This is a genomic window from Variovorax nivicola (genome assembly GCF_051216475.1).
In the GTDB taxonomy this organism is placed as follows: Bacteria; Pseudomonadota; Gammaproteobacteria; order Burkholderiales; family Burkholderiaceae_C; genus Variovorax.
This window is the reverse complement of record NZ_JBPJZK010000001.1, coordinates 134,807-155,254: the sequence shown is the minus strand read 5'-3', so window position 1 is coordinate 155,254 and position 20,448 is coordinate 134,807. Positions and strand designations below refer to the sequence as shown.

Genomic DNA, 20,448 nt, shown 5'->3' with positions numbered 1-20,448 from the left:
GCCCCCGGTCGACGTGCCGTCGGCAATGCACGCATGGACGCCGCCATCGGCCCGATCGCAGCCGCAGCCTGATTCTTCTCCGAATGCCCCGAGCACCCTGCACTGGCGCGCGCCCTGGCAGACATGCCTGATGGCTTCCTGGATGCTGGGCACGGCGATGGCGCCGACCTTCTGGCTCGTCGGCCTGCTGCTGGCCATCGACTCCCACAGTGATCACCCCACGTTCTGGCCGCTGCTGATGGTCATCGTGGCGCTCGTCAACGCAACGACCATCGTGCGCATCAATCAGCGCCAGCACCGGGAGCCCTATGCCTGCCGTGAAACACTGGCGAGGCACTACCAGGGCATGAGCCAGCGCATGGGCGCGGCGATGTTCCTGGTGGCCGGCTGGGGCAGCGGCTTCCTGCCGGACATCACCTGGCCTGCCGCGCACGACCACGCCTCACTGGCCACGGCCGCAATGGCAATCATGTGGAACCTGTTGCTGGCCTGGCTCTTCGGCCGGGGCTCCTTTGGTCATGCGGGCATGGTGCTTGCGCGGCTCGGCTTTACCTACGGGAAGCGCTGCCCGCAGACCTGAAAGAGACTGACCTTTCACCCGGTCATGGTTGCTTCGCCATGTTCGCGCCGGCTCCGGTCCGCAGAGTCGTTCGTCGACAGCCCCGCCACGTCGAAGTGATGGGCCCGCAGGGTGTGCAGCAGACCACGGTTGATGCGGAACTCCTCGGAGTCCGCATTCAACAGGGCGCCATTGGTCAGGCAACGGTAGACGATGTCGACCACATGGGGATGCGCGCTGACCATGTTCACGTCCTGAATGAACGTATGCGGCTCGGGCAGGGGCTCGGACCGCAGCAGATAGCCGACGAACCAGCGCCACAGCATGTTGTAGCCCAGGCCCTCGTGCACGCGCTTGGGGTCGGGCAGCGAATAGACGATCTGCAGCAACCAGGCGCGCGTGACGATTCGGGCATCGATGCCGCTCGTGCACTGTGTCGTGAGTTCGCTCATGAAGAGCCCCTCATAGGCCAGCGTGCTGTCGATCGCCTCGCGCAACGCCACGAGCGCGTGATCTTCGGGTACGAAAGACTTCAGGTAGTCGACCTCCACCCACAGCGGATGCGACACGATCCACACCCAGGGCACGCCGTACCGGTCGATGGGCACGGGCTTGGTGCGAGCAACCTCCACATGCCTGGACAGCTCCTTGTCAAGTGTCTGCATCGACACGCTCCTGTCCAGTTCGAACAACTTGGCTCCTGACTTCTTCTTCATCCAGATTCCTCCATCCGTCCCGTGCGTGGACGATCCACGGCCACAGGGCGGTTTTCCGACCATGATTCGCGACTGATTTTTCTAGACGAGTGCCGACCGGCAAACCCGCAGGAAAAAGCCGCGAATGCTTTCCAAGCCGGTGGAGATCTGTGGTCAAGGCACCCGGACGATCCCCGCGGGTCCATGGTCGGGCCGCGGGGGAGCGGCAATGCGGGTCACGGTGCCGGCGCGATCCACTGTCACGCCGTCGGGTTCGATGGACACGAGAGTGACGTCGCGCATCAGGGCCTCGCCGGCCATGAAGGCCTTGGGCGATGCGCCGTTGATCGTCAGCACGGCCACCGCACGGTCCTGCCGGCGCATGAGGCCGATCACCGCAACATTCAGGCGCAATTGCCCCGGCCCGAGCCAGGTGGCAACCGTCTGGGCGGCAGGATCGCCAGGAAGCGCGGCGACCGCTGGCGCCTGCGACGGCGCAGGCCGGGACGAGTGCAGCCGGTCGGCCCAGAACCACACGCCAATGAGAACCGCGACCAGACCGACCGCATGCACCGCGTGCTGCGGCGAGACCGAGGGTGGCCAGTTCCATGTTCGGGTCATCGTGCAATTCCTTCAATCAATGTCTGTGGGCCGCGAGAGGCAGCGCTCTGCTGCGCTGCCTTTGGAAGAAGGCCCAGTATTAGCAGAGGCATGTTGGCGATTCATGTCAACGCCACATTCGGCGCCTACTATTTTTCGTTCCATCGCGGATGGACCTCCACGCCGCATGGAATGGCAACACGGCCCTATCTATGAACTCCCTTCGCCGCAATCTGGGCTTCTCGCTGATCGAGTTGATGATCGTGCTTGTCATCGTCGGCATCGCGACGGCCGCGATCTCCCTGAGCGCCTCTCCCGACCCGGCGGAACCGCTGCGGCTCGACGCGCGCGAACTCGCCTTGCGGCTCACCACTGCGCAACGCGAAGTGCGCATCGATGGTCGCGTCATCGCGTGGGAAGCACGTGGCGACGGCTACCAGTTCGTGCGCGGCACATGGACGAACACCCCCGGCAGCGTGGTCCCCGTGGTCTCGACCGCCGGGGAACTCGATCGCTTCGTGCAGGACGATGCACTGCGTCCTCGCCGATGGCGGGCCGGCGTGGTGGAGGTCACGCCGGCGAACCCCTTGCTGCTGACTTCCGAATGGATCGGTGCCCCCTTCTCCCTCGAGTTGCGCAACGGCCTGTACAAAGCTGTTGTCGTGCGCGACCCGACGGGCGGCTTCCGGGTGCAATGACGCATGCACGCTCGCATGCCCCATCGTCGACCGCCGATGCCCAGTGGGCCACGGGGCTTCACGCTCATCGAGGTGCTGATCGCGCTCGCCATCATCAGCATTGCCCTGGCGGCCTTTGTACGGCTCACCAGCCAGACTGCAACCAACCTGGGCCAGATCGAGCAAAGGTCGTTGGCAATGCTCTCCGCACAGAGCAGCATGGCCGAGTTGCAGATCGACACGCTGCCGCCTGCCGGACTCCGGCAGGTACCGTGTCCCCAGGCGAACCAGCCCTTTATTTGCCGGGTGCAGATCGGCCCCTCGCAAGAGGGCATGCGCGCGGTCGCAGTCGACGTCTATCTGGGCCGCAACAGTGACCAGCGACTGGCCAGCCTGCAATCGCGGCTGCCGGAGAGACGCCGATGAAAGGGCCGGGCAAATACAGGCTGCAATGCACCGCCTCGGGCTTCACCCTGATCGAGGTCATGATCGCCATCGTGATCATGGCTGTACTCAGCCTGATCGCCTGGCGAGGCCTCGACAGCATGAGCCGCGCCAACACTCAGTTGCAGGCACGCACGGAAGAAACGGCGCAGCTGATGCGTGCCTTGCAGCAGATCCAGCGTGACCTGACATGGCGCACCACGGTCGAGCTACCCTCCGGCGACATTGATGCACCGCCTCAAGAGGGCACTTCGCAGCCATCACCGGCTCCGAGCGGCGGCCGACCGCAACTGCCGGTTTTCCTGTTGCCGGCAGGGATGGAGGCGCGCCGCTTGAACCAAGCGCCGTTTCTGATCGAATTCGTGCGCGCAGCACCCGCCACGCCAGGGCGCTGGCAACGCGTGCAGTGGTGGCTCGAGCGCGGCACGCTCTACCGCGCGGCCGGCGCAGCCGCCGTCGACTATCCGTTGCCACAACCACAACCTGCCGACCGCGTCGCGGTGTTGGAGGACATTGCCTCATTCGAAGTGCGTGCGTGGGAACCCGAACAGGGCTGGCGCCAGTTGCCGGCAGCGGGTCAAGCGCGGTTCCCTGCTTCCGGTCTGGAGATCACGCTCGGCGCGCGTCGCAGCACCGGGCCCGCCCTGCAGTACCGCCAGGTGATCGCACTGGATTGACGGAGGGTCGACCAGGGGAGCCTCTCCGACATCGGCTTCACCGGCAAGTCGCCAGACAAAGCCGCCCCCGCGCAATTTCCCGATAGCGAGGAAGTTGCGCGGAAGCGGCGCCCGGAAACTGCTACTTCGCTTGTCGCAGTTCGCGCTTCTCAGCTTCCGACAGTTTCGACATCACAGCCGGGTCGAACGCATCCCCATGGGCCGCAATCTGAACGAAGTTGTTTGCGTCGTAGGGGAAGCGCGCGGTGCTGCTGCTTTGCAGACCGCCGCCTCGCGGTGCCGAAGATTGCTCGCTGCGCTCCGCTGGTTCGTTGCCGAATCCCAGCACGCGGACCGTGAAGACCGATGGCAGGTTCTGGCGGGCCGCGGCACGCTCGCGCTGCATCACGTCCTGCGCCGCGGCTGCAGCCGTGCTTGCCGCCGCGCTGGCATTGGTCAACGCGCCCACATTCACAGCCGCCACTACCGGCAACCCCGTGGCCTTGCCCTGCACCTGGATGTTCTCGGCATTCACCACATGCAGGGCAGCGATGTTGACGTTGCCCGAAACCCGGATGCCCGCTTCTCCTGCGTCGATGGTGCCTAGGGGGGCGATCAGATCGATGTCGCCAGGCTTCACTTCGGGCAGGGGGTTGAGCGTGGCGATGCCGGCGCCCGTGCTGGGCACATCCGGCGAGATCTTCATGTTGCCGACATCGTCATAGACCTGTCGTGGCGGCGTGAAGACCACTGTGGTCTTCGAACCTCGCCCTGCATTGATGTCGCCCTGGGCAGACCAGGCAACGATGTCGCCGCCGAAGGTGGTCATGACACGGCTCTGGCCCAGCAGGATGCTGTCCAGCGAGTAGAGCTGGATGTTGCCCACGCCGCGCGTGATGAGGCCCGCCGTGGCAGGCGGCGCCGCGCCTTCCACGCCGTAGGTCTGCGCACCGCCCGGCGTCAGCACCTGGATGTCGCCGCCGAGGTTGGTGTGGATGCCCGATCCGCCGTAGATCAGCAGGTCGCCCTGGTAGGCGATCTCCTTGCCTTCAGCATCCCTGTTCGGGAACATCGCGGCAATCGCGTTGCGTCCGCGCAGGTAGCTGCCGGGGCGCGGGCCGTTCTCGTCGTTGTATTCGCGCCCGCCCTCGCGCAGTTCGGTGAAGTAGATCTGGCGCGCGAAGATGCGCTGCTGCTCGGGCGCCAGGGCGTTGAAGTACGCCAGCGCCTGCTCGGCCGTGCCCTCGAAGCCATAGCGTTCGGACAGCCAGGCTGCCAGCTCGGCGCTGTAGGTCTTGACGACCTTGCCGGCCTGACCGGCCAGCGGCGTGTCGGTCGCAGCCAGATTCGCCGGGTCGAGGTACTGACGCAGCAGCCCCGAATAGTTGACGCCCTGGGCGCCCAGCCCGGCCTGGACCACGATGCCGGCACCGGGGCGGGTGTCGCTTGCGACGACCGGGCCGATGCTCGTGAGGTTGGCCTGGTCGTTCTGAATCAGATTGCGGCCGGCAGAGATCTCCAGGGTGCCAGGGCCGGCGACGTCGAAGTTGGCGTAGAGGATGTCGCGGCCCGCTTCAACCACGGAAACGTCGTTCTTGTGCGTGTGAACGATCAGATTGCCGGTCGCCTTCGCCCTTGAAGAGGCGTCCGCAAATCCGGAGATATCCGGCAAGACCTCGCTACTGCGCGTCCCTGAATACACGATGTCCCGTCCAGCCTTCACGGCGACCGGCCCGGAAGCGACATAGTCGACCTGATCGGCTCGGGCACCGGAAGAAATGAAATTCACCGTTGTGCCGGTCCGCAATCCGATGATGTCGCCATCGACTGCATAGAAGCGCGACGGGTCGGACGAACTGCCAGACACACCGTTGCTGCCGCTCACACTATTGACGCCGAAGGCAAACAATGGGTACTGCCCGACCTTGATCTGCGGACCGGTGTCGCTGGCATTGGTGACCAGCGTCGTATTTGAAGCATTGAATCCGGCGAAGCCCGGACGATGAATCGTCGCGATAGCCGATGCATCCGCGCCGGATGAGCTGATCGCGTAACCGCCGCCATACAACGAATCGCCCGCCAGAAGTTCGATGCGACGCTCGCCCAGCGGTGCCAGCAGCAAGCCGCCGTTGTTCCATTGGGTCGCATTGCCGAAGCTGTTGAGATAGGCCGCCGACTGCCCGTAGTAGATGCTGCCGGTATTCGCCACCGCACTGACGTTGCCCGGCAGCAGGAACCAGCCGCCGTTGCTGGTGTAGTCCCAGTTGGTCACCGCGGGATTCGCGATCGTTTCACTGGCACGCGTGTCGAAGGCCAGGTTGCCCCCGGCAGTCGACAGATTGACCGCTGTTCTGTCCGTCCACAGCGTGAACCAGCTCTGCCCCATCCCGCCGTTGCCGGCAGGAGAAGTGAAGCCGACGCCATTGGACGTGCCGACCAGGCCGGCATCCCCCGTGCCACCCAGCACCAGATCGCCGCGGCTGGAAATCGTCGCGCTGGTGTCTCCCTCCATCAACATGAGGCCGCCCGTGGCGCGAGACAGACTGGACGTGTAGGGATTCGATGCCCGGACCTCCTTGGCATCCTGCACCGCACCATAGAACAGCTCCACGGTGCCGATCTGACCCGCGCTCATGGAAGTAGCGCCACGAAGGTTGATCAACCCGCCGTACAGCTCATGAGTCTGGGCCACCGCAGTGTTGATCTGGTTCAGACGCGCTTCGACGCGGCTGTTCCAGCCGCCGCCGATACGCACATCCAGATCGCCGCCACCGGTGAGGACCAGGCTGCCGTCGGCCAGCACCCGTCCCGTGCTGCCGACGGCCAGCACGACACCTTGGCTGCGCGCCGCCGTCGCGTTCAAGCCGACAGGAGTAGTGGAGCGCATGTCGATCACGCCCGCGTCACCGCCGACACGGATCGTGGCATCGCCCCCGCCCAGCGCCCCGATGCCGGTGAAACCGACAGCAGCCGGCCAGGACTGGGTGCCGGCACTGCTGCCCGGCTTGCTGGCGTAGGTTCCGAAGTTGATCCACCATGCAGTGGGTACGTCGCCGACACCTGCCGTGCCCCCAGTTCCCTGTCGCCACAACCAGTTGCCGACGCTGGAGCTGGCCCAGGCCAGTCCCTCGCCGGCACTCCAGGAGTCGCCCGTCAGGTCCCCGCCGACATCGATCCGCAAGTTGCCGCCGCCGTCCGGATACCAGGCCCTGTACAAACTGTCGGAGCCAATCACCAGCTTCTCGTAGCTGGAGGCCATGTCGCCTGCGCCCGTTCCCAACACGGATGTACCGGCCAGCAGCCCCCGCGCCTGGTTGTAGCTCGCATCGAGCGAGGCACTGCCAAGGCTCTTCGGCGTCCCGGCGGTGTAGACACCGTAAGGCGACTGCATCGAGAAGTTGCCGCCGGCCGCCATGTCCAGATCGCCCGTGCCAGTGCGCAGTACGCTGAACACCGGCGACTTGGGCTTGACCCCGACCAGTACTTCTCCGCCAGGGCCACCTACGGCGACGCACTCGCCCGGCTCCGACTCGCAAAGGTTGTAGCTCGGGTCGGTCGCCCAGTCGTCGACGGGCGCACCTGGCGTGCCACCGTAGGTGTTCCCCGGGCCCCATGTCCAGGAGACCCGAACGCATTGTCCAGGCTCCGAGTCGCACAGGCTGTAGCTCGGGTCGTAGGCCCAATCGGGCGCTGGAGTTCCCGGCTCACCGCCATAGCCGTTGTCGGGGCCCCAATACCAGACGCCCCCTCGCCGGATCTCGGTCTGCTTGAAGACGGTGTAGTGGGTATCCGCGAGCACGATGCTGCCTGCGTTCAACCGCGTCAACCGGTTATCTGCCGCCTGGGTATCGGCACCAGCGACCAGCCGCAGGCTCCACGACTGCGAACCCGCTGGCAGCATCTGCGCCACCGCCCAGTTCTGTGCCTGCCGACCCGCCGAATCCGCCGGCCGCAAATTGACTGAAAGGGCATCGTCGGGCAGCGCCACGTTCGTGCCGGAAGCAATCAGCGCGCCCACCGGCAAAGTCAGAGTACCGAATTGCGTCATGGTGACCGGCAGCGCCGCGCCCTTGGGCCAGGTCAGGCGCGCCAGCGTCACCGCCACGGGCAGGCGCGCGCCGGCCAGCAGCTGTGCGCCCGTGGGCAGTGCGAGGCCACCAGCCCCAACTACCGTGCCCGCCGCCAGCAGCACCGTGCCGTCGGCCGCGCGTACGTCCGCCCCGAGCACCGTCCCGGCGGGCAGCGTCAAGGCGCTGCTCAGCGTGATGGCCGTCGGCAGCAAAGTGCCCGTAGGCAGGGTGACATCCTTCGCCGTGATGGCGTAGTTCAGTGTCTTGCCGGCCGGGTAAGTCGTGCCCTCGGCCAGCGTCACGCCGGCCACCGGCACCACCACATCACCGCCGAAGGCCTGCACGCCGCGGGTCAGGATCCAGCCGCCATCGTCCGGCGTCTCGGGCGGTGGCGCGAAGCCATCGTTGATGCTGCCGTAGATGGACAGGTCGCCACCGGCACGCAGCGTCAGCATGCCCACCTCGCCCGAGCCGTACACACCGGTCTTCGGGGTGTTCGGATTCAGGCTGGCGTAACGGTAGCCCGACAGGTCCAGGTCGCCCTGCACCACCAGGTCGCCATCGAGCGTGGCACTGACGATTTCCACCGCCGGTCGCAGATGGAGGGCTTCGCGATACGTCGCGTTGTTCAGGCCGGCCAGCTTGGTGCCGAGCAGGTTGCCGTTGCCGAGCGCGGCGTTGATGAAGGTCGTGGCCTCGTCGTTCTTGCCGTTCAGGTACGTCTGGTCGACGATCTGGTAAGGGCGGCCGCTGGCGGCCGCATCGGTGCCGTAGCGGGCATCGTTGTAGACCTGCTTGCCGTACACCGCGATCGACCTGGCACCCTGGATGTTCAGGTTGCCGCGGGCGTCGATGGCGATGTCGCCGTAGGTGGCTGCGTCGGCATCGTTCACGCTGCCGGTGCTGCCCAGGCGGGCGGCGTAGAGATCGAGCGTGCCGCGGTTCCTGCCGTCGCCGCCGCTCGACGCGGTGCCGTGGCGCAGGTCGATGCGGGCGCCGTCGGCCAGCGTCAATGTGCCTGTTCCGGCATCCAGCTCCACCATGGCCCGGTTGGGGCTGTCGATGATCTTGCCGTAGCCATCCACGCGCAGCACCGTGCCGTGAGCATCGAGCACCGCCGAATTCGCCAGGGTCAGCCCGTTGGCGGCTGCCAGGCGGATGCTGCCGACCTGTTCACCGCTGGCATCGATGGTGCCAATCACGTCCAGGTGACCACCATCCAGCGAGACGTTGATCGCCCGGGCCTTGAGTTCGTTGCCGATGCGCAGGTCGCCCTGCTTGAACTGGAAGCTGCGCTCGCCCAGGAAGCCGCCCTCGTTGAGCCGGTTGTTCAGGGCTGCGAACTCATCGGTCAGCGTGCCGCCGTTGCCCAATTGCTGGGCACGAATTTCCACGCCGCCTGCGCGGTAGGGCACCAGGGTGCCGCCCGCGTCGTAATGGCCGCTGGCACTGCCGCGGAGCGTGCCCTGCAGGTTCACGCGGCCGGCGCCCTCATCCAGCGCGATAGCACTCAGCAGACCCGCGTTGTTGTTTCTTGCCGAGAGGTCGATGGTGGAACCCGCCGCCTGAGTGATGTTGCCCGAGGCGCTGCGCAGCGTCACGTCGCCGCCCCAGGAATAGCGGCGTACATCGAACATCACGACCTCGCGGCCTGCCAGGTCCAGCCGGGCCGAATCGCCCAGCACGATATCGCCGTCGGCCGTGACAGTGAGCTTGCCGCTGGGCAATGCCACCGTGGTGTCGACTCGCACCGTGCTGCCGGTCAGGTTCAGTTCCGCGCCGGTCTGCACGTCGGCCACCGGGGTAGCGATCCCGCCGCCGGCCGGCGCCAGCACCTGCAATGTGCCGCCTGCGGTGATGCTGTTGACCGAGCCGCCCGCGCCCGTGACCAGCGGCGCCGTCAGCACCAGATTACCGCCTTCATGGCGCAACCCGTCGGTGCCCGCAACCTGCGACTGGTACACCGACAGCGAACCCTTCCGGTTGGCAGTGATGCGCTGGTTTGCGCTCAGCTGCACGTCGGCAAAGCCCAGGATGGTCCGGCCGAAGTTGTCCACACCGTTGGGTTGCGCGGTGGCGTCGTAGCCGAACTCGATCACGTCGGCGTTGATCGCCAGCTTGCCTGCACCAGTGCCGCGGCCACCGACGATCGGCGCCGGGGCATCGTTCGGGAGCCCTGCCCAGGTGAGCTTGCCGGTGGTGATGGTGGCGACGTCGCCCGCGGCGCCATGGCCATAGATGGCCGGCGTGGACAGCACCAGGTTGGCCAGAGACGACTTGCCGGTGGCGGAATTAGTGGTGTCCAGGCTGACGTTGCCGAACAGGTTGACCGATTCGGCCGCCGTCAGGACCAGCCGCTCCAGTGCCGGCGCGCCGTAGGCGGTGTCGCCGCGCAGCAGGCGGTTGAGCACGGTCTGGTTCAGGGTCAGGCCACTGGTGAGTGCGCCCCGCGATGCCGCGGCGGCAAGGTCGGCTTCGCTGCCGGCGTTGACCGCGCCCACGGCCAGCACCAGATTGCGCGTGCCATAGCGCACGCTGTCGCTCATCTCGAAGCTGGATCGCGTGGCGGCCAGCAGCGTGCCTTCCGAATACAGCTCGGTGACACCCGTGCATGTGACGCCGCAGACGCCGACAGCGATCGGCCCGGCTCCCTGCGGGCTTTCGGGGTCTTCCGGCTTCTGCGGCGCGAGCATGTTCAGCCAACCGTTGGATGCGGCCACCACGGACACCGCACCGGGCCGATAGGTGTAGCCATCGGTCGAGTCGTAGGGCGCCTTGCCCGTTCCGATGGTGTTGATGCCCGCCCCGGTTTCGATCGTGATGCCGCCGCTGGTGTTCGCTGCGACCAGGAACACTTCGGGCGCTTTCAGGATGGCGCCCTCTCGCAAGACGATGCGCCCGGTCTGCCCCGTGACATCGACGTAGTTGCTGACGTTCGTCCCGTTGGACTGCGTGCCGTAGGTCGACAACAGGTTGCCGCCCACCGTCAGGCGCGCCGCGCCGATGGCATTGAGGTCCCCGGCATGGAGCGACAAGCCGTCGAAACCCGGCGTCGGGCGAGCGGCATCGCTCAATATCTCCAGGGCGCCATCCCCGACGTTCAGACCGCTCGTCATGATGCTGGCGGTGCCGCGATAACCATTCTTCGCCGAATCGAAGTTTGCCGTCGCGTTGAAGCTGAAGTTGCTCTCGGACGACGAGGGCAGCAGGAAGATCAGGCTCTTGCCATCGGACGGCAATGCGGCACGAACGGTGCCCGCCAGGGCTGCCTGCTGCAGCACGAAGTCTGCGTAGCTGGTTTCGTTGTACTGCGAGTAACTGCGCAGCACACTGGCCGGGGTCACGACGATCTGGCTGGACAGGCTGTCCGCCAGGCCGGTGTTGGCGGTGCCCAATGTTCCGGCCGTGGTGTAGGAACCGTTGCGCATCGGCGTCGCGCGGTCGAGCGCTTTCCCTGTCGCCGACCCGTTGATCTCGACCCGGAACGCGCCGGGGAGCAGCGCATAGTTCGAGGGAAGCAGCGTGTAGGTGCCGGCGGGCAGGCCCGGAATGTCGTTGGCGCCGATGGTGACCCGTTGGCCGATCCGCGGATCGACGGCACCACCGCTATCGGCGGGCGCATAGGCCGAGGCATAGCCCGGCACGATGGCATAGACCGGGTTGCTGTCGAGTCCCGGCAGCACGAAGCCGTTGCGCCCCGTCTGCATCAACGGGTTCATCCGGGCGTCCGTGGAGCCACCGCGACCGGAGACGAAACCGGCGCCGCGCAAATCGCCGCCGCCCGACAGGTCAAGCACGGCGCCCTCTTGCGCTGCGATGCTCTTGGCGGACACCGAAATCGACCCGGCATTGCCCGCGCCGCGCAGCGAAATGGGATCGCCCAGATAGCTGTAGCTCACGCCATCCGAGGTGCCGCCATACGGCATGACGAGGCCGGCGGCCGAGATGGAAGTCACGCTGCCTGCATTCAGGCTTACCGAGCTGGTGTTCCCGACTGTGTTCGAGACGTCCATTCCGAGTGTGATCGAGCCCAGCGGCGCACGCAGGATGCCGCCTTGCTCGATGGTGGCCGCACCAAGAATCAGACTGCCGAAGACCGAGTAGGGCAATTCCGGATCCGCCGCCTGCGCGTCGTAGCGCTCTACGACCAGACGGCCTTCCGGTTTGAAAGCGCCGGCACTGGCACGCCCTGCAAGCACGCGTGCCGAAACGCCGGTTGCGGGATATACCTGCGTCGCTCGCAGAGTGATGTCGCCGGTCGAATTCAACTCGGCACCGTATGCCCCGTTGAAAACCATCCGCGTGCCCTCCACGAAACGGAGATCACCCTCGCTGATCAGATTCAGCTGATCGAAGCCCGGTCGCTCGACCAGTGTGGAGCCCACGGAAGCGTTCACTCCCAAGGTCACGGCGCCCTTGACATCGATGAGCTTGCCGCGCGCAGTCAGCACCGCATCGGAGTTCAGCGTACTGACACCGCCCTGATAGGACGGGCGCACATAGACATCGCCTGGCGCGGCGTTGTCCGTGATGCCCGCCAGCAGCACATAAGGAGCGGACAGCGACACGTTGATGCGGGGATCGACACCGCCCGCCACGGTCAGCGCGCCCGAATAGATGCGCAACTCCTTGCCCATGGCGAGATTCAGGTCTCCGCCAAAACTCACCAGGCCGTTGCTGTACAGGCTCAGCGATGAAAAGCCGCCGTCCTGCACCTGGTTGGCTCCAAGCGCGGCGTGGCCGTACTTGAGTCCCCCAGCGTCCGATGCGCCAGGCGCCCGCTGCTGGACGAGCGTCAGGTCTCGCACCGCCTGCACCGCAGCATCGACGCCCGCGCCTCTCTTGAAGTTGGGAGTCTCCAGCGCCACCACGAGGCTGCCGCCCGCGCCACCTGCGCCGCCCGCATGGGCTCGAAGGCTTCCGTCCAGATACAGGCCGCTGCCGGAGGCAATGCTGATGCTCCCCGCGTCGCTCGCGACGGTTCTTGCACCGGTTCCGTTCACGTTCAGCAGCGCCTGGCCGCCGGAGACGTCGATCACCGCGCCTTCGCGGATCACCACGAAGGCATCCGAGGCGGCGGAACGGCTCGTGGATTCCAGCAGCTCGCCGCCTATGACGATGTTCCCGCCCCCCGTCACCAGCCCAAAGGGTTGGCCCAGGATGTCGCGAGCGGTGTGGGTGTCGGCCGACGCATCGAGCATCGCGTGTTCGCCGACGAGGATCCGGCGCGCGTTGGCTCTTCCATCGGCAAGGATGCCGCCCTGCGCCAGGGTCTTGTCGGACATCTCGGTCAACGGCCCCAGCAGGCTGATGCTCCCTCCCCGCGCCTGCAGCAGGCCGTCCACGCTCAGGTCTCCCCGGCTGGACAGGGCAATCGACTGGCCCGGGTCCACCCGCACGCCAGCGCCCTTGCCCACATACAGATTGCCGGAGTCGCCGACCTGTGCTTCGATGCCGTCGCCCTTCGTCAAGCCACCCTTGACGCCCGCGGACAGCGACAGGCTGGCGCCGCCGCGCTGCCGCACTTCGCGCGTCGTCGGGTCGTCCTGGTACAGATCCGGCTGCCAGAGCTGCAGCAGACCGTCGATGCCTTCGCTCGCCGGGCGCAAAGGCCCGCTGGCGCGCAACACCGGCATCTTCACGTCCAGCATCACGCCGTCCGATACGACCAGGCCGTTGTGGGCCCGCACGTTGTATTGGGAAAAACCGCTCTGGAACAGGTTGGCGGAGAGCGTGGTGGTTGCCGCCACAGAGGCGTCTACCGCAAGCACTGACCCCGCGGCCAGATGCGAACCGGCCTCCAATTTCACCGTGACGTCGAATGGCGCACGGTCACCACGTCCAAGTTGCACCGTACGATCGACGATCGGCAGCCCATTTGGGAATACGTCTGCCGGAACGACGTAGTTAGCAAAGGCAGCAACGAACTCGGCGTTCCCAGCAGAAAACCTGACGATTGACCCGGCGGGAATCTTGTCCAGGATGAGGGGCGGCAACCCGGGCCCCTGATTCACCTCAAGGCCCTGATCGGTTCGTGTAACGGTTACTCGGTTCAGGGAAAAGCTGTATCTGAACCCCGGCTGCGTCGGGGGAAGCCAATCCTGTTCAACCACGATGTCTCTGCCAGACCTTATTCCTGTGGGTCCGACGATCTCTCCAGGACGAGCCACGGATACGACATAGCTGTACGCGACAGGCAATACACCGCCCGCCAACACGTCGACCTCGATGTCTTTGAGCAAGACCAGATCGACGAGCGACGAATCTCCTGCACGCAGAACACCATCGACCGGCACCAGCTTTCCGCCGATGGAAATCGCACTTGCCGATTCGATCTCCAGCGTGCCGCCACCTTTGACGCCATACCCGTGGATGTCGCCATCCAACGTCAGAACCGCAGCCGCGTTGCCAGCCCCCGTGCTCACCAGCCCGGAGCCCAGTTGCACGGATCCGCCCGAGCCACCCGTAATGCGTCCATCAGGCAGCACCACCGCGCCCGATGACACATCGATCAAGGCCCCCTTCTCCAGAGTCACACTCTCCGTCGAACGCACGCTGACCGTGCCGCCATCGATGTACGCCAGACTCCTCGAGCTACCGCTTTCCGATCGCAGATCGTCCATCACGCCCGTCGCATCCAGCGTGGCGCCCTCGCGAATCCGCACGCCGCCCTCGCCCCCCTCGGGCACGCCGACGCTGACATCCAATGCCGTCGAGGAGGTGGTGCCCGGAACCTGCTTCAGCACGTTGCCCAGGCGGATGGTGCCGCTGTGCGCAGTCAGGCCGGCCTCCACATCCACGGCCGGCGCATACAGCACGATCTCGCCGCCATCGGCCACCTGCAGCGCGTTGCGAACCCCGATGTCCTTCTTTGCCGCGATGCGCACCGCACCCAGACCCGAAGCACTCAGGCTGGCCGAGTCCAGCACCACGATCCCCTGGCGTTCGGCCGCAATGTTGTCGGTCAGCTGCAATCCGTCGGCAATGCTGTGCGTGATCTCGCCCAGCGTCACGCTGTCGAGCATCGGCGCCAGGTTGTAGCGAAGCTGGCCTGCAGTCGCGTCGTAGACCGGCCGGTACTGGCCCACGATGAGCTGGCCGCGCCGCGCCGCGGCGTTCTGCGACTGGTTGTAGCCGTCCAGCCCCTCCTGCGGAGCCTGCGTCTGCTGCGGCCCCTGGTAGGTCTCGCCGACGATCGTGCCTTCGAGCGCCGCGCTGGTGGTGGCCACCACCAGCTTGCCGGCGTCGCGCCCCACGGTGTAGCCGTTTTCCAGCCGGCTCTGCGGTCCGATCAGCGGGTTGTAGAAATACCCCGTGACGTTCTTGCCCCAACGCACGTGCTCATCCTCGAAGCCCCGGTACAGCCCGTTGTAGAGCAGGTCCCCCGGCGCCCTCGACACTTCGTACAGACGCCCGTCGCTGCCCTTGAGCCAGCTCTGCCGGATGATGCCGGTGGCCACGTCCAGCGTGCCGCCCGACAGGTTGATGCTGGAGCCCGATCGCGTCACCAGGTCGCCGCCCGTGACCGTGACGGTGCCGCCCTGGGCCATCCATTCGCCCACCGTGTGGCCGCCGGTCGCCAGATAGCCGCTGACCTCCAGCAGGCCACCCTCCGTGTACCAGCGGTCCGTGGCGTAGCCGTTGGTGCCCGCGGGCACCAACACCAGCCTGCGCCGATCCACCCACAGGTTCAGGTTGTTGAGATTCTTGGTGTCGCGGTTGATCGGTGCGTCGCGCTGCTCGTTGCCCTGCGCATTGATCAGGATGTTGTTGCTCTCCATCGAGACCTTGACGCCCACCGCGCCCGACACGTCGAGCTGGGCGCCGCTGGCGATGAGCGTGCGCTTCGGCGAAGACACTGCGATCTCGCCGCCGGTGGCCAGGCTCATCGAATTGCCCTGGAACTCCACCGAGCTGCCGCTCACGATCTCGATGCGCGAGAGGTCGCTGCGATCGACGACGGCGCTGAGGTTGTCGAACACACCGACGGGCAGGCCCGCAGCTGCATTGCCGACGCGCTGCAGAGCCGCGTCGCGCTGGCTGTCGAGCGCCGTGCCGTTGCCGGCTTCGAGCAGGATGGCGGTGGTGCTGCCCTCCGCCATGGTGACGGTGCCGGTCTCGTCGCTGGCGCGTGTGGACAGGTGAACGGTGCCGCGCTTGGCAGTCGAGGTGGTCGCCACGACCACGCCCGCCTGGGTGACCGAATGGCCGGTCAGCGTGACGTCGCCGGTGGTGGCGGCGATCAGGCCGGTGTTGACGACGGTGCCCGAGGTGCTGCCGGCGCTGCGCGAGGTCGAGACTTCGTTGCCCGCTGTGGTCGAGGCCTGGTTGGCCTCTGTGCCCACGCCCTTGCGGATCGTGAAGCTGTCGCCTGCAGCCAGCACGGCCTGGCCCGAGGGCGTGGTGATCTGGCCGGCGTTTCGCACCTCCTTGCCCAGCAGCAGCACGTAGCCGCCGCCCTGTGTGACCGACTGGGGCGTGTGGGTGTTGATCTGTGCGCCGGCCTGGACTTCGACCGTGCCCCCGGCATCGGTGAAGGTGGGCGCGCTGCCGTTGGTGTCGACGTACAGGCCCTTGGTGCGGAACTGCTCGTCCGAGATCTTCGCCGCGGCCGCCACGAGATTGCGCGTGTTGACCTGGCTGGTGCCGGAGAACACCACGCCGTTGCGGTTGGCAATGAGCACCGTGCCGTCGGCCTTGATCTGGCCCTGGATCTGCGAGGGGCGCGCCTGCGGATCGTTGACCTTGTTGAGCACGGCCCAGTCGGCTTGCTGCTTGAAATCGACCGTCGTGTTGCGCCCGACGTTGAAGGTCTCCCAGTTGAGGATGGCCTTGTCGCCGGTCTGCTGGATGGCGACGTTCGTGCGGCCATCGACCTGCGACTGCACCGGGGCGTTGGCGTTGTGCCAGCCGGCCGTGAGGCTGTTGGTGTCGATCTTCAGGCCACCGTCGGCCAGGCCATCGGGCACCGAGGGATCGTTCTGCGCGGCCGCGCGCGCAGCGGCCTGTGCCGCCTGCTGCGCTGCAATCGCCTGCGCCGCCAGGTTGAGGTTGTTGATCGAACGCTGCAACTGGGCATTGGCTTGCTGCTGCTGGGCCTGCGGGCTGGTCAGTGTCGAGGCCGGCATGCCGTTGGGCAGACGGCCCGTCTGCATCGCATTGCTCTGGGCCAGGTTCTTCTGCGCCATCCAGCCTGCGCTGAAGGCGCGCTGCGCATGCGCGCTGCCGACCATGCCTCCTGCCGCCAGCGCAAAGGCGATCGCTCGCGCGACCGGCTCCATTCTGAATGTCCGGCCTCCTCCGGCCATCGAGTGTCGATCCCTGCTTCTGCGCCCGCGCGTATTCATGTGAGTTTCCACTGAAAAAAGTCGAAGTCGAACCGGCCGCACGACCTTCCTCTTGCGCGCCTGATCAGGTGCACCCGGGCGTGCGCGCTCTTGTCTCGACGCGAAGGCCCGTGACTGATTCCTCTAGACGAGTCCCAGGCAGCGAACCCGCAACAAAACGATGTAAATTTTTTTCTGACGTCTGGGAGAAAGCGCCCATTGGTATTCGTGCCTGGGCGGCACTGCCTGAATCGCGATGGCAAGCGGACAACCACGGCCTCCAGGTCAAATCGGCCTTCGGCGATCCGGAGAGGGCGCCCCATGCCCCCCTGGAATGCTCTCCCTGAGAAATGGCTTTCATGTGACAACGACCACTACGGTGGCCAGTCGGCGCAAACCACCTCTCGGACTACGGATTCAGAACACAGCGTCGGAAACGCGAAAGCGAGACGAGCGCCAATGCACTCGTCTCGCTTCCGATGAGACGGATGAATCACCGGCCAGATGAAGGCCGGCGACTCATCCGAGTCGATCAACAGAACTTACGGGCGGCCGGCGATGCCGTTGCAATCGGCCGAGTTGCCGAATGCCAGACCGTTGCCATCGGCGCCGGTGAGGAAGGCGTCGGAGATGGCCGTCTTCCAAGCGGCGGGCAGTCTCACGAAGTGGCGAGACGTGATGTAGCTGTCATAGGCGCTGGTGTTGAAATTGGTCAGGAAGTCCTTGACCGCAGCGCCACGGGTACCCGAACCAAAGCCGCCGGCATAGCACTGGCCAAGCAGCAGATTGGTGGTGCCGAAGATCGGATAAGCGCCGCTGGGAATCGCGTAGGCGGGAACCCACTTCAGCGGATCCAGACGGTCAGCACCGGACGGGGGTGCCGGCAGAGCCGCCTGGACGGATGCTTCCGTCGGCAGGAGTCCGTCGATGCGCGCGACCACGTTGTTCGCGTTGCCCGTGTAGTCCACATCGGGGCTCAGGTAGCCAAAACGATGATCGGTGGCAAGAGCCGTCTTGACGCCACCGCTGCCTGCAGCGCCAACCCACACATCGGGAATGCCGTCGCCATTGGCGTCCTGCGCCGCCGTCAGCGTCGGCAGAGCCGTTGCGACCACGTTCTTGAAGACGTTCGACACGGTGAACGACTTGCCGGCCGGCAGGAACGGGCCGCAAGCCGCGTTCAGGAAGCGTGCCAGCAGCTCGGTCGTGCCGCTACCGGCGGCTTCGTTGCGGAACACCACTGCGATTGCGCTGGCGGAGCCCACGGCGCCGTCGTCAGCGGCGGTCGTGACTTGGTTCCAGGTGCGCGAAGACGGCTGGAACGAGAAGATGCGGCAGACCTGAGCGGTGGTCAGGTTGAGGGTCGTGACGTTGGTTTCCTTGTAGGGAAGCAGAACCGGGGTTGCCACGGAAGGAACCTGAAAGATCGGCCCCCAGGTTGCGCCGTTGGTGTACGTTGCGAGATCGGCGCTGGTCAGAGCGGAGTCGCTGCCGGCGTAGTTGAACGTGCTGCCGGTCAGGAAGGTCGACTTGCCCGTGCCGCTGCTGCTCGACGTGTAGGTCCAGGTTCCGAGGATCGGGCCGCCACCGATGATGTCCTGATACAGGAGAGCCGGCAGGCTCGCGCCACCGCCAGTCACGGTCTGCGCCGAAGCTGCACCGGCGATCATGGAGGCCGCAGCCACTGCAGACAGCGCCATGAGTTTGAAGTGAACGGATTTCATTGAATTGCTCCTAAGAAAGCAGAAGAAGTTTGAAAAAACCGAATCGAACTGGACAGATCTCCGGGCGCCTCTCGCTGACCATTTGCAACGCCTCGTCACCCTTCGGATCCTTGTGCCGTCATTGGTTTGACGACGTATGAAGTTTGAAGATCGACAGTGACGCAGCGTTGAACAAGAACCCCCAAGACGGCCAGAAATTCACCCGAGTTTTCGGTCGATTTCGATACGTCCGCCTCTTCTCAAGAACTACGTCGAAAGAATGCAATGTCGCGTCGAAAGGAAGAACGCAATTTGTCGATTTCCCGCTCCACTCCAATGTCGTTCGCATGAATCGGGATTGCGTGGTGCATGGACTGGTCGGGCATCGAAAACCGAGCCAGATAAACGATCCTCCCGAACTCGCCCAAAGCACTCGGGAGAACGCCTGTGAAGTGCGTCTTCGCGCAGCTTCGCAAGCGAGATCGGCATGCCGCCGATCTCCTCACTTCACCATCTGATTGATTTCCATGATCGGCAGCAACACCGCGAGCACGATCAGCATCACCACGCCGCCCATGCCCAGGATCATTAGAGGCTCGAGCACAGCTGTCAGCCGTGTGGCGCGGCGCTCGAGGTCGCGCGAGAGATTGGCCGCGGCGCGGTCGAGCATCGGCGCGAGCGCGCCGGTCTTCTCTCCGCTCGCGACGAGATGGACGAGGTTCGAGGGAAACACCTTCTGCACGCGCAACGCCGATGCGAGCGGCGCACCTTCCCGCACGCGCGCGGTGGTGTCTGCCGCGCAGGCCTTGAGCCGGTCGTTGCCCATGGTCTGGCGCGCCGCATCGAGCGAGCGCAGTAGTGGCACGCCGGCATCCATCAGGATGGACAGCGTGGAGGCGAAGCGTGCGGTGTTCACGCCCAGCACATACCTCCCCAGCATGGGAATGCGCAGCACTGTGCTGTGCCAGCGAAGCCGCACTGAATCGTCGCGCAATGACGAGCGCCACAGCGCGAAGGCGCCACCGAGCACGAGCGCGGTGAGCCATCCCCAGTCGCGCACGAAACCGCTCGCGGCCAACATGGCCTGCGTGAGCATCGGCAGCTCCTGGCGCGCCTGCGAGAAGGCACTGACCACCTGCGGCACCACATAGCCGAGCAGGAAGATCACGATGCACACCGAGACGAAGGCAACGACCGCGGGATAGATGAAGGCCGTGAGCATCTTGCTCTGCAGATGGTCACGACTCTCCAGGTAGTCGGCCAGGCGCTCCATCACACGCGCAAGGTCGCCCGAGTCTTCGCCTGCGCTCACCAGCGCGCGATAGATCGCGGGAAAGTCGCGGGGGCGCTCGCCCAATGCATCCGCCAGGCGCATGCCGCCACGCACGTGATTGCACACGGCAGTGAGCGCATCGGCGACGACCTTGTGCTCCGCCTGCTCGATGGTGGCCATCAACGCCGACTCCAGCGGCAGACGAGCGCCCAGCAGGCTCGCCAGCTCGCGCGTGGCCCAGCATAGGTCCGCGGCGCCGAGCTTGGGGCCGAGCCAGGAGAGGCTGTTGCCTGCCGCGGTCTCGTGAACATCCAGTGCCGTCAGTCCGCGCTCGCGCAGTTGCAGACGCACTGCTCGCACGGATTCGGCATCCATCATTCCGGCCTGGATCTGTCCGGCCGCGTTGGCTGCCTCAAAGTGAAATCGCGGCATTCTGCGTCCCCCT

At 65.8% G+C, this 20,448-nt stretch carries 9 protein-coding genes; 4 read left to right on the top strand and 5 right to left on the bottom strand.

From position 1 onward, the window contains the following. The first annotated feature begins 130 nt into the window (after positions 1-130). A complete protein-coding gene (locus ACSFBF_RS00690; RefSeq protein WP_435464441.1) occupies positions 131-580 on the top strand; it encodes a hypothetical protein in 450 nt (149 codons plus the stop codon). Positions 581-594: 14 nt separating this feature from the next. Here ACSFBF_RS00690 and ACSFBF_RS00685 read toward each other — a convergent pair whose 3' ends face one another. After that, a complete protein-coding gene (locus ACSFBF_RS00685) occupies positions 595-1,224 on the bottom strand; it encodes a transposase (RefSeq protein ID WP_435464439.1) in 630 nt (209 codons plus the stop codon). Between the two features lie 204 nt (positions 1,225-1,428). After that, the gene (locus tag ACSFBF_RS00680) at positions 1,429-1,875 is read right to left on the bottom strand and encodes a hypothetical protein (RefSeq protein ID WP_435464438.1); all 447 of its coding nucleotides are present in this window, start codon (positions 1,873-1,875) and stop codon (positions 1,429-1,431) included. A 191-nt stretch (positions 1,876-2,066) separates the two neighbouring features. Between ACSFBF_RS00680 and ACSFBF_RS00675 the strand changes: the two genes are divergently transcribed. From ACSFBF_RS00675 to ACSFBF_RS00665, 3 genes are read left to right on the top strand one after another with little or no spacing between them, the layout of a single operon-like run. Further along, positions 2,067-2,552, top strand: a complete 486-nt coding sequence (locus tag ACSFBF_RS00675) for a prepilin-type N-terminal cleavage/methylation domain-containing protein (RefSeq protein WP_435464437.1) — start codon at positions 2,067-2,069, stop codon at positions 2,550-2,552. 15 nt (positions 2,553-2,567) lie between these two features. Beyond that, complete coding sequence (gspI, locus tag ACSFBF_RS00670) at positions 2,568-2,957, top strand: type II secretion system minor pseudopilin GspI (RefSeq protein WP_435464436.1); 390 nt, start codon at positions 2,568-2,570, stop codon at positions 2,955-2,957. Continuing rightward, positions 2,954-3,652, top strand: coding sequence for a prepilin-type N-terminal cleavage/methylation domain-containing protein (locus ACSFBF_RS00665; RefSeq protein WP_435464435.1), 699 nt, complete (start codon positions 2,954-2,956; stop codon positions 3,650-3,652). The genes gspI and ACSFBF_RS00665 overlap by 4 nt, the downstream gene beginning before the upstream one ends. Before the next feature lie 121 nt (positions 3,653-3,773). Here the strand turns inward: ACSFBF_RS00665 and ACSFBF_RS00660 are convergent, their stop codons facing one another. From ACSFBF_RS00660 to gspF, 3 genes are all read right to left on the bottom strand, one after another. Then, positions 3,774-16,982, bottom strand: coding sequence for a filamentous haemagglutinin family protein (locus tag ACSFBF_RS00660; protein WP_435464433.1), 13,209 nt, complete (start codon positions 16,980-16,982; stop codon positions 3,774-3,776). Positions 16,983-17,569: 587 nt separating this feature from the next. Continuing rightward, positions 17,570-18,751, bottom strand: a complete 1,182-nt coding sequence (locus ACSFBF_RS00655; RefSeq protein WP_435464432.1) for a type 2 periplasmic-binding domain-containing protein — start codon at positions 18,749-18,751, stop codon at positions 17,570-17,572. A 481-nt stretch (positions 18,752-19,232) separates the two neighbouring features. Beyond that, on the bottom strand, positions 19,233-20,435 hold the full coding sequence (gene gspF / locus ACSFBF_RS00650; RefSeq protein WP_435464431.1) for a type II secretion system inner membrane protein GspF: 1,203 nt from the start codon (positions 20,433-20,435) through the stop codon (positions 19,233-19,235). Between the last annotated feature and the right edge of the window lie 13 nt (positions 20,436-20,448).